The sequence below is a fragment of the Peteryoungia rhizophila genome, assembly GCF_004912145.1.
GTDB lineage: Bacteria > Pseudomonadota > Alphaproteobacteria > Rhizobiales > Rhizobiaceae > Allorhizobium > Allorhizobium rhizophilum.
In genome coordinates, this window is sequence record NZ_STGT01000003.1 from 864,850 (window position 1) to 878,610 (window position 13,761).

General features: G+C 63.1%; 18 protein-coding genes. 6 read left to right on the forward strand and 12 right to left on the reverse strand.

The genetic code is table 11. From position 1 onward, the window contains the following. Positions 1-209 precede the first annotated feature (209 nt). From E9677_RS15400 to E9677_RS15410, 3 genes are read left to right on the forward strand one after another with little or no spacing between them, the layout of a single operon-like run. Positions 210-626 carry a SufE family protein gene (locus E9677_RS15400; protein WP_136558932.1) on the forward strand — a complete coding sequence of 139 codons (417 nt, stop codon included), beginning with the start codon at positions 210-212 and terminating at the stop codon, positions 624-626. Between the two features lie 60 nt (positions 627-686). Beyond that, positions 687-1,106: a PIN domain-containing protein gene (locus E9677_RS15405; protein WP_235882968.1), complete on the forward strand. Its 420-nt coding sequence runs from the start codon at positions 687-689 to the stop codon at positions 1,104-1,106. Continuing rightward, entirely contained in the window at positions 1,103-1,342 is a 240-nt protein-coding gene (locus tag E9677_RS15410) for a hypothetical protein (protein ID WP_136558934.1), read from the forward strand. The genes E9677_RS15405 and E9677_RS15410 overlap by 4 nt, the downstream gene beginning before the upstream one ends. 16 nt (positions 1,343-1,358) lie before the next feature. Here the strand turns inward: E9677_RS15410 and E9677_RS15415 are convergent, their stop codons facing one another. The 10 genes from E9677_RS15415 to E9677_RS15460 form a co-directional block, all read right to left on the reverse strand. Then, positions 1,359-2,315, reverse strand: a complete 957-nt coding sequence (locus tag E9677_RS15415) for a DUF6456 domain-containing protein (RefSeq protein ID WP_235882969.1) — start codon at positions 2,313-2,315, stop codon at positions 1,359-1,361. A 14-nt stretch (positions 2,316-2,329) separates the two neighbouring features. Then, positions 2,330-2,626, reverse strand: coding sequence for a helix-turn-helix domain-containing protein (locus E9677_RS25570; protein ID WP_235882970.1), 297 nt, complete (start codon positions 2,624-2,626; stop codon positions 2,330-2,332). A 377-nt stretch (positions 2,627-3,003) separates the two neighbouring features. Then, a complete protein-coding gene (locus E9677_RS15425; RefSeq protein ID WP_136558936.1) occupies positions 3,004-3,432 on the reverse strand; it encodes a MucR family transcriptional regulator in 429 nt (142 codons plus the stop codon). Between the two features lie 408 nt (positions 3,433-3,840). Beyond that, on the reverse strand, positions 3,841-4,170 hold the full coding sequence (gene mnhG / locus E9677_RS15430) for a monovalent cation/H(+) antiporter subunit G (protein ID WP_136558937.1): 330 nt from the start codon (positions 4,168-4,170) through the stop codon (positions 3,841-3,843). Further along, positions 4,167-4,631, reverse strand: a complete 465-nt coding sequence (locus E9677_RS15435; RefSeq protein WP_136558938.1) for a cation:proton antiporter — start codon at positions 4,629-4,631, stop codon at positions 4,167-4,169. Before E9677_RS15435 ends, mnhG begins: the two co-directional genes overlap by 4 nt. Continuing rightward, complete coding sequence (locus E9677_RS15440) at positions 4,631-5,104, reverse strand: Na+/H+ antiporter subunit E (RefSeq protein ID WP_136558939.1); 474 nt, start codon at positions 5,102-5,104, stop codon at positions 4,631-4,633. Before E9677_RS15440 ends, E9677_RS15435 begins: the two co-directional genes overlap by 1 nt. Next, complete coding sequence (locus tag E9677_RS15445) at positions 5,101-6,684, reverse strand: Na+/H+ antiporter subunit D (RefSeq protein ID WP_136558940.1); 1,584 nt, start codon at positions 6,682-6,684, stop codon at positions 5,101-5,103. The genes E9677_RS15440 and E9677_RS15445 overlap by 4 nt, the downstream gene beginning before the upstream one ends. 20 nt (positions 6,685-6,704) lie before the next feature. Next, entirely contained in the window at positions 6,705-7,082 is a 378-nt protein-coding gene (locus E9677_RS15450) for a Na+/H+ antiporter subunit C (protein ID WP_136558941.1), read from the reverse strand. After that, positions 7,082-7,501, reverse strand: coding sequence for a Na+/H+ antiporter subunit B (locus E9677_RS15455; protein ID WP_136558942.1), 420 nt, complete (start codon positions 7,499-7,501; stop codon positions 7,082-7,084). Before E9677_RS15455 ends, E9677_RS15450 begins: the two co-directional genes overlap by 1 nt. Continuing rightward, positions 7,498-9,900, reverse strand: coding sequence for a putative monovalent cation/H+ antiporter subunit A (locus E9677_RS15460; RefSeq protein ID WP_235882986.1), 2,403 nt, complete (start codon positions 9,898-9,900; stop codon positions 7,498-7,500). Before E9677_RS15460 ends, E9677_RS15455 begins: the two co-directional genes overlap by 4 nt. 308 nt (positions 9,901-10,208) lie before the next feature. Between E9677_RS15460 and msrB the strand changes: the two genes are divergently transcribed. Next, a complete protein-coding gene (msrB, locus tag E9677_RS15465; RefSeq protein ID WP_136558943.1) occupies positions 10,209-10,622 on the forward strand; it encodes a peptide-methionine (R)-S-oxide reductase MsrB in 414 nt (137 codons plus the stop codon). A 271-nt stretch (positions 10,623-10,893) separates the two neighbouring features. Beyond that, on the forward strand, positions 10,894-11,289 hold the full coding sequence (locus E9677_RS15470; protein ID WP_136558944.1) for a hypothetical protein: 396 nt from the start codon (positions 10,894-10,896) through the stop codon (positions 11,287-11,289). A gap of 116 nt (positions 11,290-11,405) precedes the next feature. Here E9677_RS15470 and E9677_RS15475 read toward each other — a convergent pair whose 3' ends face one another. Continuing rightward, a complete protein-coding gene (locus tag E9677_RS15475; protein ID WP_136558945.1) occupies positions 11,406-12,716 on the reverse strand; it encodes an MFS transporter in 1,311 nt (436 codons plus the stop codon). Between the two features lie 119 nt (positions 12,717-12,835). Then, on the reverse strand, positions 12,836-13,243 hold the full coding sequence (locus E9677_RS15480) for a hypothetical protein (protein WP_136558946.1): 408 nt from the start codon (positions 13,241-13,243) through the stop codon (positions 12,836-12,838). 92 nt (positions 13,244-13,335) lie between these two features. Here E9677_RS15480 and E9677_RS15485 point away from each other — a divergent pair, with 92 nt between their 5' ends. After that, entirely contained in the window at positions 13,336-13,761 is a 426-nt protein-coding gene (locus E9677_RS15485; protein ID WP_136558947.1) for a winged helix-turn-helix transcriptional regulator, read from the forward strand.

A 13,761-nucleotide genomic window follows, 5' to 3' on the forward strand; every position in this document is an offset into this window, starting at 1 on the left:
TGCCGGGCCGCGTGGCGAAAGCTACGCGGCTTTTCTTTTTTCTGCCCAAGCGAAAGGGGGAGGCGTTGCTTAGAACACCCGTCTTCGGCCACACGACTTCAACAGATCTCGCCTTCTACATTTCCCATCGACATGTTTCCTTGCCGCAGGCGGTTCAAATGCGATGATGTCTGGCCTATATCGGTGCGACTTAACATCGGGTGGGCAGCATGACGAGCTTGAATGCAATGATCGACGACTTCGGTTTCCTCGACGACTGGGAGGACCGGATGCGGTACGTGATTGAGCTCGGCAAGGCGCTGCCCGACCTGCCGGATGCGGAAAAGACGGCCGAAAACAAGGTGCAGGGCTGTGCCAGTCAGGTCTGGCTCTCGGTCTCGGCCGGTGATGGCGCCGATCCCGACATGATGTTTCGCGGCGACAGCGACGCCTTCATCGTGCGTGGCCTCGTCGCCATCGTGCTTGCCGCCTATTCCGGCAAAAAAGCTTCCGACGTGGTGGCTTTCGACGCACTCGACCTCTTCAAACAGCTCGGCCTGCTCGAACACCTGACCGCCCAGCGCGCCAACGGCCTGCGCTCGATGATCCAGCGGATCCGGGAAGAGGCGGCACGGCGGCTGGTGTGATCGAGACGACTTGACTGATATCACATATGATATCACCATCAGGGTATGATCGTTGTCGATGTGAACATCCTCCTGTCAGGTCTGCGCTCGTCCTTGGGGGCTTCGCATGTTGTGCTGCGCGCGATGGTATCGGGCGACATCGCGTTCGCGATCTCTCCTGCTGTCGCGCTCGAATATGAAGACGTGCTGAAAAGACCGGGCATTCTGGGTGCACATTCTTCGATCACCAGCGGCGACATCGACATCGTTCTCGACGGCTTGTTCAAGCAAGCGAAGCTGGTCTCTCCAAGCTTTCGCTACCGCCCAATCCTGAATGACCCGAAAGACGAACTCTACATCGAATGCGCGCTGAGTGCCGGGGCTACCCGCATCGTCAGCCACGACAAACATTTTCGACATCCAGCCATGTCCGGTTTCGGCATCGTGGCATGCCTTGCCGCGGATATCGCGACGGAACTCAGAAGGAGACATCAGACATGAGCAGCTATCCGCTCCGCCTGCCGGACCATGTCCTCGAGGAGGCGCGCCGTGCAGCAGCGGAGGACAATGTGTCACTCAACCAGCTGCTTTCCAGCCTGATCGCCGATGGCATCGGCCATCGGCGGGCAATCCTCGCCTTGCATCGGAGAGCGGAGAGGGGCGATCCGGCTGCAGCCCTGTCCGTGCTGGACAAGGTGCCGGCCGATACGCCCGATCCGGGTGATACGATCCCCTAATCTGGTCCGTGCCCCCTCACCCGATCTTCGGTCGAAAGTCCTCCTCGCCCCAGTGGCGCGGGCGGGGTTTCGGTGGCGGTGGGGTGTAGTGACGGGCGAGGGAGAGAAGGGCTGTGCGCAGCATGAGCTTGGCGGAGCGGGCTGGCCATTGGCGTTCGCGCTCGACGGTTTCCAGACCCTTGCCGAAGCAGCAGACATCGAGGGCGACGCCGGAGAGTTCCGGGCCCATGGCCTCCACGGCGCGGGCAATGCGCGTCCGGGCGGCGAGCCTGTTGTCGGCAAGCTCTACCGCCGGCGGCGGGGCGCCTTTCGAGCGGGCCGACAGGCGGGGCTGCCAGCTTGCCGTGATCCGCGGCTGAAGGCCGGCGAAATCGAAGTCGGCGGCGAGGCGTTCCCCGGCGGCGACGGCGTCCTGCGACAGAAAATTGCGGCCGTCCTTTTCCTTCAGGCGCAGCAGCGGGAAAAGCGGCGATTCCTGCAGGTTGCGGCGCACGACCTGGCGTCCCTCTGTTGTCACCAGCGTTTCGACCACGATCTCGCGGTGCTGGCTGGCATGGAGTTCATCAGGCAGGTCGCAGAGATCACGGCGGAGCCAGGCCGCCGTCTCAGGGGTGGCGACCAAGCCTTCCGGGGTGGGTGCGAGAAGACCATCGGCGATCAGGCGGGCGACACGTTCCGGGGCGGGCATCACCGTGGTCGCGGGCTGGCAATCCTTGTCTGCCGAGGAATGTCCAGCGGTGTCGGATGGGAGCTTGATCGGGCCGCCCAACGCACGGCGGAGGATCTGGCGGATCTGCTTGCGCTCTGCGCGGGAGAGGCTGCCGGGAGGCGCGTAGGGCGCGGTTGCGCGCGACGTGCTGGGGATAGGCGTGCGAAGCAAAGGGCTGCCCAGGGAAGCGCCGCTCGCCAGGTCATGCGCCCGTTCCGTCTGGCGGATGCCCTGCGGCGGGTCGATGTTCTTCTCTCGCGTCATGATCTCTCCTCCCCTCAAATGCGCCGGCCGCCGAGCAGGTGCACGGCGCTCGCCATGCGCTCGACGATCGCGACGAAAGTGTCGTAGGCGCGGTCGTCGCGGCGGTCCTCGACCATGCGGCAGGCATGGCCGACAGTGGAGCGATCGCGGCCGAAGGCTTCCGCCACCTCGCTCATGGGCATGGAATAGGCGACGTGGCAGACATACATCGCGACCTGGCGCACATGGCTCGTTGCTCTGCGTCCAGGGTCCTGGTCGCTCTCAAGACCCGTGGAGCGCAGCAGCTCTTCCGTCAGCTGGCGGACGATCATGCAGAGCAAACGTCGTTCGGGCGTAAGAGGACGCTGGCCCGGGCCATCATCGCTGCCCTCGGAGGCGTGTGGCGCCCCGGGATCCCATTCCATGGGCATGGCAACAGGCAGAAAGGCTGGGGAAACTGGCTGTTGGGGGAGAGATGGAGGATCAACGGTCATGGCTCACCTCAAAATAGGATTTTCTTCCTATTCAAGCTAGCAGACCATTCCGGCTTTGGTACCCTATGATTTTAGGGGTGCGCAAATTTGCTGATCTTCGACGACAACTTCGCTGCCTTTCAATTCGAAGGCCTGGATTACTTTCCTATTTTCCATCACGAAAAAGGCCGGTCGCATGACCGGCCTCGTATTCCGCATGGGCATTCGCTGTCGGCTTACTTGGCGCGCTTGCGGCGCTGGCCGAGACCCATCTCCTTTGCGAGGCGCGAGCGCGCTTCGGCATAGGCAGGAGCGACCATCGGATAGTCGGCCGGCAGGCCCCACTTCTCGCGATATTCTTCCGGGGTCATGTTGTAATGGGTCATCAAGTGGCGCTTCAGCGACTTGAACTTCTGACCGTCCTCGAGGCAGATCAGATAATCGTCTTCGATCGACTTGCGGATCGGAACCGGGGGCTTCGGCTTCTCGACGACAGCGGGCACCGGGGTCGGCGAGGCTGTGCTGTTCAAAGCCTGGTGGACATCTGCGATCAGGGTTGTCAGGTCGCTGACCTGGACCATGTGGTTGCTGACATAGGCCGAGACGATGTCGGCTGTCAGTTCCACCAGCAGCTGTTGGCTGGGACCCTGTTGGACTTCACTCATTCATATCTCCTGTTCAATTCCCGCGCGGATCGCCGTCCCCGCAGTCAAAAGTGCAAAGCCTCCCGAACCGCGACAAGCGAATACGGAAGATGAAAGTTCCCCACAAAGATCACCAGATTTTCCGAGACGGTCCCCAAACCGTCCGGCCTTCTACAACGCCGACGTCGACGAAGATCAGGTCTGCGCGCGGGCTGCAACACGAAACTCAACTTCGACTACAGACTGCAAACGCAATATCAGCGCTCTCAAAAGTGAATTATCACTCTTGCTGCAAATGTCCACCTGATATTTCTACTAGATTTGACGGGTATAAAACTTTTTTATTGGACGTTAGTTGAGTTTGCACTGCAACCGAAAGCAGCGATTTCATTAGAAACATGAACTCAACCGTCAATAACACTCGCTCAATTACGTCATCATATCGTCACGTACCGATACTGACGAGAGTTTGTAGCCAACCTTGTGGGCCGCGCGGGCCAGAAGATGGGCGGAAATCGGAGCCGTCAGGACGAAAAACACAATGCCTGCCAGCGCTCGTCCGAAGGTCGCACCATCGCCGGCATGCAGGCCGACAGCCAGCAGGAGCAGGCCAGACCCGACCGTCCCGGCCTTGGAGGCCGCATGCATGCGGGTATAGAGATCCGGCAGACGATTGACGCCGATCGCAGCGATCAACGAAAACAGCGCACCTGCGATCGTGATCACGGCGATGGCGAGAGCTGCGAGGAGCGAGATCATTTGGCCTCCTTGCCGACCGGTGCGGTCGGTTTGCTTGCCTTGCGGGGCTTGGTCGTCCCGGTCGTCTTGGACGCAGCGGACTTGGCGACGCGCTTTTTCACGGGCTCGGTCTGCGTCTCCGGCTGCGCAGGACTGGTCATAGAGCTCTGCCTGGGACCGGCCTCGTTCGCTTCCCCCTCCCCGACACGGCCGCGGGCCAGCACGAAGCGGGCGAAGGCGACGGTCGCCAGGAAGCCGACGAGGCCGAGGGCAATGGCAATGTCGATGTAGAGCGTATAGCCGGTTCTGAGCGCAATGACGGCGATGAAGCCGATGACGATGCCGACCAGCATGTCGAGCGCGATGATGCGATCCGGCAGGGTCGGGCCGACCACGGCACGATAGACGGTGAGAAGCAGCGCCACCACGAGGATGGCGATGGCCGCGACCGAGGCGTATTCGACGATGATATCAGGGGTCATCAGGCAAAGGCCTCCATGATCTTCTTCTCGAAGCCCTCGGCAATGTCACGGCGAGCCGCTTCGATGTCCGAGCAGTCGAGCGCATGCACATAGAGGGTCTGGCGATCCTCGGAGACATCGACGGACAGCGTGCCCGGCGTCAACGTGATGAGATTGGCCAGCAGCGAGATTTCCCAGTCGCTCTTCACCGTCAGCGGATAGGCGAAGATGCCGGGTTTCAGATCCATCTTCGGCCGCAGCACGAGGGTCGCCACGCGCCAGGCGGATTTTGCCAGTTCGACCAGGAAAAGCAGGACAAGTGACAGGATGCGGCGCGAGCGGCTCGTATAATCGGAGCCGACGAAGCGCTCGCGCAGGAGATAGAGCGTGAGGATCGAGAGGATGAAACCGAACAGGACGTTCAGGAGCGTGAAACTGCCGGAGACGGCGGCCCAGATCACCGCCATCAGGATGCTGATCGCATAAAGGCTCATCGGACACCTCCTTCAGGGAAGACCGAGCGGATATAGGTCGTCGGGTCGAGCAGGCCGGAGGCCGCATCCTGGCTGACGACGATCAGGCTATCGGGGAAGAGGCCGAACCAGACGATGAAGCCGGTGAGGATGAGGATCGGCGCCATGCGCCAGCGCAGCGCGCCGGCCTGGATGGCGGGTGCGGCCGTCATCGCCGCCTCTCCCACCACGGCCACCGGGCGCCAGAAGGAGAAGAGGAAAACGCGACCGAAGGCGATCGTCGTCAGGAAGCCGGAGACGAGCACGGAGGCTGCGAGCCACCAGGCGCCGATGTCGATCGATGCCTTGACCAGCAGGGCCTTCGGCCAGAAGCCGGAGAAGGGCGGCAAGCCGCTCGCGGCGAAGAAGAGCGCGAGCGTGACGGCGCCGAAGAGCGGCGCGACGGCCCAGAGGCCGGCGACGCGATCGAGGCGGAAATGTCCGCCGATGCGAGCGATCTCGCCGGCGACGAGATAGAGTGCCGTCATCAGCAGGATCGAATGCAGCGCGTAGAAGATCGCGGCGCCCACCGCGAGATTGCTGCCGATCGCAATGCCCGCCATCATGTTGCCGATGCCGGCGATGACGACGAAGCCGAGGAAGCGGCGGATGTCGTTCTGGGCGAGTGCGCCCATGGCGCCGAGGATCATGGTCAGGGCCGCGACCACGGCGATGACGAGGCTGAGTGCCTCACGCTCGACGGGGAAGAGCATGACCACGACGCGGATCATCGCATAGATGCCGACCTTGGTCAGCAGGCCGGCAAAGAGCGCCGACACGACGACGCGCGGCGTATGATAAGACGCCGGCAGCCAGAAATTGACCGGGAAGGCAGCGGCCTTCATCGAGAAGGCGAGAATGAAGAGCGCCGTCAGCGTCATCAGCGGCGCGGTCTCGGCGTAGTCCGGCACCTTGGTGGCAATGTCGGCCATGTTGAGCGTGCCGAAGATGCCATAGAGATAGGCGACGCTGATGAGGAAGAGCGTCGTCGCCATCAGGTTCAGAACCGCATATTTCAGCGCACCGTCGAGCTGTTCCCGCTCCGAGCCGAGGATCAACAGGCCGAAGGACGAGATCAGCAGGACCTCAAACCAGACATAGAGGTTGAAGATATCGCCGGTCAGGAAGGCGCCGCAGACGCCGGCCATCAGCAGCATCAGGAGCGGATAGAAACCGTAGCGGCGGCCGCTATTGCTGATATCGACATGGGCGTAGAGCGCGCCGCAAAAGGCGACGATGGCGGCTGCCAGTGCGAGCAGTGCACCCGTCAGATCGACGGTGATCGCGATGCCGAAAGGCGGCAGCCAGCGGCCCATCATCATGGTCAGCGGACCATCGGCCATGACCTGCATAAGAAGCAGCACGTTGTTCAGGACGAGCAGCGCTAGACCGGCAAGCGCGACCGGCGGATGCCAGTGGGTGCGGTGGCGGATCATCATCAGGATGGCGCCGAAGGCGATGCAGAGCGCCATGGGCGTGACGGCAAGCCAGTGGGCAGCCGTCATCGGCTCCATCACATAGGCGGCGGCGTAATCGGCAGGTGTCGTTGTGGGGGCGGCCATGAGGTCCTCGTGTCTCCTGCTCAGTAGCCGCTCGGCGGCAACGGATCTTCCAGCGGCTCGGCGACACGCATTTCACCCGTGTCGTCGGTGCCGAGGTCCTGATAGGCGCGGTAGGTCAGCACCAGCAGGAAGCAGAAGAAGGAGAAGGAAATGACGATCGCCGTCAGGATGAGGGCCTGCGGCAGCGGATTGGCGGTGCCCGGCGGCAGCACGTCGACCCCACCGGGGATGATCGGCGGGATGGCGGGCGTCAGGCGGCCGGCTGTGAAGAGCAGCATGTTGACGGCATTGCCGAGCAGCACGATGCCGAGAAGGATGCGGATGATCTTCTTCGACAACATGAGATAGACGGCGGCGGCGAAGAAGATGCCGACGACGAGCGAGAAGATGACTTCCATCAGCCGTCATCCCTTTCTTCGAGTGCAAGCGCGATCGAGGCGAAGGTGCCGACGACCACGAGATAGACGCCGATGTCGAATGAAATCACCGTCGCGAGCGGCACTTCGATGCCGCCCAGGGTCGGATAGATCCAGACTCCGGTCATGAAGGGATAACCGAGGGGGGCCGAGATCACGCCCGACAGGGTCGAGACGAGGAGGCCGCAACCCGCGACCGACATCGGATGGAAGACCATGGCGCGGCGCACGGCCTGGACGCCGAAGGCGATGCCATACATGGCGAAGGCGGCAGCCCCGATCAGGCCGCCGATAAAGCCGCCACCGGGCTCGTTATGGCCGCGCAGCAGGACGAAGATCGAGAAGACCAGCATCAGCACCGTGAGGAAGGGCGCGAAGGTGCGGAAGATCAGGGTGTTCATCGGCGTTTTGCACCTTTTGCCTTGGACAATGCATGGGGCGGGGCCGGAGCGGGCGCGACCTCGGACGGAGCCAGTGGCGGAATGGCCGGTTGACCGACGCGGATGCGGATGAGCGCCAGGATGGAGAGGCCGGTGATCATGACGACGCCGATCTCACCCAGCGTATCGACACCGCGGAAATCGACGATGATGACGTTCACCACATTGGCGCCGTGGGCGATGATCTTGGAATGCTCGGCGAAGAAGGCCGAGAGCGCGCCATCGAAGGGACCTGCCGTCGAGGCCGCGAGCATCAGGCCGAAGCCGAGGCCACAGGCGATGGCGAGCGAACCGTCGAGCAGGCGCGCCGACATCGGCCTGTGATCGGATGTCGCCAGCCGTAGCCGGGTCATGACCAGCGCGAGGATGACGACAGAGAGGGTCTCGACCATGAACTGGGTGAAGGAGAGGTCCGGCGCGCCATAAAGGAGGAAAATGACGGCGACGGCGAAGCCCTGGATGCCGAGGCAGACGATCGCAGTCAGGCGGTCCTGGGCCGATAGCACGGCTATGACGCCGATCACGGCGATGGCGAGGATCGCCATTTCGTGGAAGTCGAATTCCGACGGCAGGCTGAGCCCCGTCGGAAGCTCGCCATAGACGACGGGCGTCACCAGGAGCACGATCGCGACGAAGATGAAGGAGAGCGTGATGTAGGTCTCGAGGCGGCCGTTCTGGACAAAGCGGGTGACCCCGGTGGAAAGGCGCACGAGGCCGCTGATGAAATGGTCGAAGCCGCGATCCGGGCTTACTGCAAGGCCGGTGACGAGGCGGTCGACTGCGGCGCGCAGGCGGTCGAGGCCGAGATAGAGGACGACGCCGAGGATGACGGTCAGCACCGAGAGCGCCAGAGCGGCACCGAGGGATGGGATGAGGCCGATGGTAACGGTCTGGGCCTCGCCATCGACGGCGCTTGCCATGGGCGAAGTGATGAAGCGGTGCGCGATGCCGGAGAAGAGCGCGCCTGCGAGTGATAGGACGGCCAGCGTCAGCGGCCCGAGCCAGAGCAGCACGGGGCCCTCATGCGCATGCTTCGGCGTGGCGCCTTCGCGGCCGATGAAGGGTTTGAGCCCGACGGCAAAGGCGATGACGAACATCAACGCATTGCCGATGACGGCAACGGCCGTGAAGAGAATGGCACGCGGGCTCGTGCCGGCCAGCGCATGATAGATTTCTTCCTTGGCGAGGAAGCCGAAGAGCGGCGGAAGGCCGGCCATGGAGACGCCGGCGAGGAGTGCTGCGGCGAAGGTGATCGGCATGAGCTTGCCAAGGCCGCCGAGCTTCGTGATGTCGCGTGTGCCGGCCTCATGGTCGATGGCGCCGGCGACCATGAAAAGCGCGCCCTTGAAGAGCGAATGGGCGACGAGATAGAGCACCGCCGCCTCGACCGCGTAAGGGGTGTCGAAGCCGGTCAGCATGACGAGCAGGCCGAGCGAGGCGACCGTCGTATAGGCGAGCATCAGCTTGAGATCCGTCTGGCGCACAGCGAGGACCGCACCGACCAGAAGCGTGATGCCGCCGAAGAAGGGCAGCAGGATTTCCCAGGCGGGCGTGGCACCCATGACCGGATTGAGGCGCATGAGGAGATAGACGCCGGCCTTCACCATGGTGGCGGAATGCAGATAGGCCGAAACCGGGGTCGGCGCTTCCATGGCGTTGGGCAGCCAGAAGTGGAACGGGAACTGGGCCGACTTGGTGAAGGCGCCGCCGAGCACCAGGAGAAGGGCCGCGAGATAAAACGGGCTTTCGCGCAGGATGTCGCCGGTGGAGAGCAGCAGCGAGAGCTGGCTGACCCCGGTGATGTTCCAGATGAAGATCATGCCGGCGAGCAGGATGAGGCCACCGCCGCCGGTGACGACCAGCGCCTGCAGAGCGGCCCGACGCGACGCTTCGCGCGTGTGATCAAAGCCGATCAGGAGGAAGGAGGTGATCGAGGTCAACTCCCAGAAGACGAAGAGCATCAGGAAGCTGTCTGAGACCACGAGGCCGAGCATGGCACCCATGAAAAGCAGGATGAAGCCGATGAAACGGCCCTGCTGCGGATGGCCCTTCATGTAGCCGCCGGCATAAAGCACGATCAGAGCACCGATGCCGGTGATCAGCAGAGCGAAGGTAAGCGACAGCCCGTCGACGAACCACGAGAAGGAGAGATTGATGCTGGGAACCCAGGCGAAACCGCCGGTCACCCGCTCGCCGGCAGCGATCTCGGGCAGGAAGCTCGCGAAGTGGGCAAAGGCAAGAGCCGGGGCCAGCGCGAGGAGCCAGGCGGCATTTGCCCCTGTTCGAGCCGTGAGCCAGGGCGCCAGGACAGCGGCGGCGAAGGGCAACAGCATGGCGACCCATGTCAGGTCGCTCGTCATCTCAGGCATTCCATCTCCCCGTGGGCAAGGATCGGGTATCGTTCATCGTCGATACAAGGTGCGACCGTGTTAGGACAAGCCAACCTTCGTCTCAAGCAAAAACGGAAGCTTACAGGTTCACGGACGCGTCAACACACGTTTCAGTGAAAAACAGCACATGGATTTCAGTTTCTCGTGAAAGCACAGCCCGGTTCTCGCGACCAAAGGCATGGAAGGACAATTGCCGGCCTGTATCCGGCACCCTATCTATAGTGCAACCGAAGCCGGGCGATGCTTGCCACATGCCTGGCGCTGATGAGGAGATTATCATGACCGCTTCCACGACCGCACCGAAGATCGTCAAGTCCGACGCCGAATGGCGCGACCAGCTGACACCGGAGCAATACCGCATCCTGCGCGAGCACGGCACGGAGCGCGCCTTTACCGGACCATACTGGGACAATTTCCAGAAGGGCCTCTATCGCTGTGCGGCCTGCGACGAACCGCTCTTCGTCTCCGATACCAAGTTCGACGCGGGCTGCGGCTGGCCGAGCTATTTCGAGCCGGTGAAGCCTGACGCCGTGACCGAACATCGCGACAACGCGTTTGGCATGGTGCGCACCGAAATCCGCTGCGCCAATTGCGGCGGGCATCTCGGTCACGTGTTTCCCGACGGCCCGAAGCCGACCGGCCTGCGCTACTGCATCAATGGGCATTCGATGGTGTTCACGCCGATCGAGTGATCGGGGCCCCTCCCCTTGAGGGGGAGGGTCGGAGCGCAGTTCCGGGGTTGGGGTGAGCCCTGTGCACGCCGGGATCACCCCCACCCGCCGCTTTGCGGCGACCTCCCCCCTCAAGGGGGAGGTGAAGGGTCTCGTCAGTTGCAGCGCAGCAATATCTCCAGCCCACTTTTGGTTGTGGACACCATACCCGTTTGCCCAAATCTGCAATCTTTGGCTTTGACGACAGACCACCGATGCGACACCCGGGATCTATTCACAACTGGGGGTCAGCATGAAAAAGTCTATCGCAATCACTGTGGCAATCGCTGCAGCTCTCTCGTCCTGCGCCAGCAAACCATCCGAGATCGAGGCAGCCTATGTCTCGCCGGCCCTCTACGAGAGCCTTTCCTGTGATCGGTTGCGCGAAGAGGCAACGGCCGTTTCTGCCCGCGCGATCGCTGCCAGCGGCGCACAGCAGAAGAAGGCCGACAATGATGCGGTCGCCGTCGGCGTCGGACTTGTGATCTTCTGGCCAGCGCTGTTCTTCGCCAAGGGCGACGGGGCTTCGGCGGCGGAAGTTGCGCGACTAAAGGGTGAAATGAAGGCAATCGAGACGGCGTCGATCAAGAACAATTGCGGCATCCGTTTCGAGGATCCGAGCGCACAGCCGACGAAGAAAAAGGGCTGATCGGCAACCAACCTTGCCCGCGAGGGGAGGGTCGGAGCGACGCTGCGGGTTGGGGGAACCCTGTGCACACCGACGCCTGATAAACCCCACCCGCCGCTTTGCGGCCACCTGCCCCATCAAGGGGGAGGCGGCGCGCCCTCACCCGCGTGCAAGGCTGCCAGCGCCCTGGGCGAGACGCGGTTCCAGATGCCGAAGAGCAGCAGGATGGACAGGATGGCGCCGAGCGCGAAGGGCATGGCGAGCGCCTGGGTGCGCGGGATGAAAGCTTCGGCGATGCTGACGCTCGCACCCGCCGTCAGCATGCCGAGCGGCATCGTGCCAAGTCCGAAGAAGCGGTAGACGCTGTTGACCCGGCCGAGCAGATGCGGTGGGATCATGCGCTGGCGGAGCGATACCGTGATGATGTTCCAGACCATGCCGGTCACGGCCGATAGTGTGAGAGCGGCCCAGACCAGCACAGGCTCTGGCCAGAACAGCACGATCAGTGCCCATAGAAGGCAGCCTGCGATGGTGGCACGCAGGCAGGCCGATGCGCCAAAGCGGCCGATGATGCTCTCGCCCAGCAAGCCGCCGAGCACACCGCCCGCCGCAAGGCCGGTCAACAGCAATCCATACTCTGCGGAGTTCAGGTCCATGACCTCTTGTGCATAGAGGACCAGTCCCATCAGCAGCATGACATCGATGGCATTCAGCGCACCGAGCCCGATCGCGAGATCGCGCAGGAGCGGACGGGCAAAGAGGTAGCGGGCGCCCTCGCGGATTTCGGCGACCCAGGGACGCGGCTCCGGTCTGATGGTGCGAAACGTGCCCGGGATCGACAGGACGAGCAGGCCGGCAAAGGCAAAGGCGAGGCCGTAGAGCCCGAAGGCGAGCGGCAAAGCGAGCCCGATCATCAGTCCGGCCAGCGGTGGGCCTATCATCATGTTCATCACGGTCTCTACGCTGCCCATGCGGCCATTGGCGGTTTCCAGCCGCGCATGGGGCACGATCGCGGGCAAGAGGGTCACGGCGGAATTGTCGCGCAGCACCTCGGCAAAGCCGACGATCAGGGCCGAGAGAAGCAGCAAACCATAGAGCAGGTCGGCCGGGAAATCCTGCACCGGCACTTCGGGCAAGAGGCCAGGGATCAGCATGGCTGCGGCGAGCGCAATCAGCGTGACAAAACGCAGGAGATCCATCGATATCACCAACCGACGGCGATCGAGGCGGTCGGTGATGACGCCCGACGGGAGGGCGAAGAGAAACCAAGGCAGCTTTTGCGCCACGCCGACCAGCGCGATCGCCAGCGGATCGCGGGTGATCAGCGAGGCGAGCCAGGGCCAAGCGACGACGCCGATGCCATCGGCGAGATTGGCGAGCCCGCTCGACAGAAGCAGGCGATGAAAATTGCGGCCGAGCGGCGGCTTCGGCGTCATAGGGTGGTTCACGGGGGAGACTCTCCGGTGGGAGGGGAAGCAGAACACCCGCGCGAGGCCGATGACAAGCCCTGCGATTTCAGGGGCTCTTGCTGCAAACAAGCCGCTGCCCGGCCCCCTTCAGCCCACCGTCAAAGCGCCTGCCGGTGGGCGAGCGCCATCAGCGGTGCGACCACGGCGAATTGCAGCAAGGTGAAGGCGGTTTCGAGCGCCATGAAATCGAGCACCGAGGTCATCCTGTATTTCGCCGCGACAGGCAGGACGACGAAGGAAAAGGCGAGGAGGCCGAAGACGATGAAGGCGGCACCGGCGCTGCGCCAGGTATCGGCCGGCGCTGTGGAAAAGAGGCGCGGATAGGCGAAGGAGAAGATCAGCCCCTGGATCACCATCGAAGCGAGGCCGAGCGGGATGATGACATCGGCGCGGTACATGTCGAGGCGGTGATAGACAGGGGCGAAGGTCTTCAGGTGCCAGACATAACCGAGCGGAAAGGTCGGCAGAAGATAGGCGGCGAAGCCGAGCCAGAATGCCTTGCCCATCGCGAAACCTCCCCAAGGTCCCAGAGTGTCATTTCCCCGGCTCATGGAACCATGATAACTTGCGATTAGCAAGTGATTTGACCGGAACCGCCATGTGCCGCCCTGCCCGCTCCCTCTGCCCGATTTCGCTCGCGCTCGACCTCTTCGGCGACGCCTGGTCGCTGCTGGTGGTGCGTGACCTGATGTTCAAGGGAATATCAGGCTATAACGGCTTTCTCGCCGCCGGCGAAGGGATTGCAACCAATGTGCTCTCGGACAGGCTGGCGAAGCTCGAAGACGCCGGCATCATCGAAAAGCGACGCGACCCCGAGGATGGGCGGCGTTTCGTCTATCGCCTGACGGCGAAAGGCGCCGACCTGGCGCCGGTGCTGGTGTCGATGGTGCTGTGGTCGGCGAAACACACTGAGACCGATGCGCCACGAGACACGGTGTCGGCCATGGCGGCCGACCCTTCAGGCTTTGCGCAAGCGGTGATCCGTCGCGTGACGGCAGATGAAGGCTCGGCGCAAAGCCGCTGA

What these genes read in the sequence shown, in the direction of transcription:
- E9677_RS15400 (WP_136558932.1), top strand. Translation starts at nt 210, where the DNA reads ATGACGAGCTTGAATGCAATGATCGACGACTTCGGTTTCCTCGACGAC.
- E9677_RS15410 (WP_136558934.1), top strand. Translation starts at nt 1,103, where the DNA reads ATGAGCAGCTATCCGCTCCGCCTGCCGGACCATGTCCTCGAGGAGGCG.
- E9677_RS15415 (WP_235882969.1), bottom strand. Translation starts at nt 2,315, where the DNA reads ATGACGCGAGAGAAGAACATCGACCCGCCGCAGGGCATCCGCCAGACG.
- E9677_RS25570 (WP_235882970.1), bottom strand. Translation starts at nt 2,626, where the DNA reads ATGATCGTCCGCCAGCTGACGGAAGAGCTGCTGCGCTCCACGGGTCTT.
- E9677_RS15425 (WP_136558936.1), bottom strand. Translation starts at nt 3,432, where the DNA reads ATGAGTGAAGTCCAACAGGGTCCCAGCCAACAGCTGCTGGTGGAACTG.
- mnhG (WP_136558937.1), bottom strand. Translation starts at nt 4,170, where the DNA reads ATGATCTCGCTCCTCGCAGCTCTCGCCATCGCCGTGATCACGATCGCA.
- E9677_RS15435 (WP_136558938.1), bottom strand. Translation starts at nt 4,631, where the DNA reads ATGACCCCTGATATCATCGTCGAATACGCCTCGGTCGCGGCCATCGCC.
- E9677_RS15440 (WP_136558939.1), bottom strand. Translation starts at nt 5,104, where the DNA reads ATGAGCCTTTATGCGATCAGCATCCTGATGGCGGTGATCTGGGCCGCC.
- E9677_RS15445 (WP_136558940.1), bottom strand. Translation starts at nt 6,684, where the DNA reads ATGGCCGCCCCCACAACGACACCTGCCGATTACGCCGCCGCCTATGTG.
- E9677_RS15450 (WP_136558941.1), bottom strand. Translation starts at nt 7,082, where the DNA reads ATGGAAGTCATCTTCTCGCTCGTCGTCGGCATCTTCTTCGCCGCCGCC.
- E9677_RS15455 (WP_136558942.1), bottom strand. Translation starts at nt 7,501, where the DNA reads ATGAACACCCTGATCTTCCGCACCTTCGCGCCCTTCCTCACGGTGCTG.
- E9677_RS15460 (WP_235882986.1), bottom strand. Translation starts at nt 9,900, where the DNA reads ATGACGAGCGACCTGACATGGGTCGCCATGCTGTTGCCCTTCGCCGCC.
- msrB (WP_136558943.1), top strand. Translation starts at nt 10,209, where the DNA reads ATGACCGCTTCCACGACCGCACCGAAGATCGTCAAGTCCGACGCCGAA.
- E9677_RS15470 (WP_136558944.1), top strand. Translation starts at nt 10,894, where the DNA reads ATGAAAAAGTCTATCGCAATCACTGTGGCAATCGCTGCAGCTCTCTCG.
- E9677_RS15480 (WP_136558946.1), bottom strand. Translation starts at nt 13,243, where the DNA reads ATGGGCAAGGCATTCTGGCTCGGCTTCGCCGCCTATCTTCTGCCGACC.
- E9677_RS15485 (WP_136558947.1), top strand. Translation starts at nt 13,336, where the DNA reads ATGTGCCGCCCTGCCCGCTCCCTCTGCCCGATTTCGCTCGCGCTCGAC.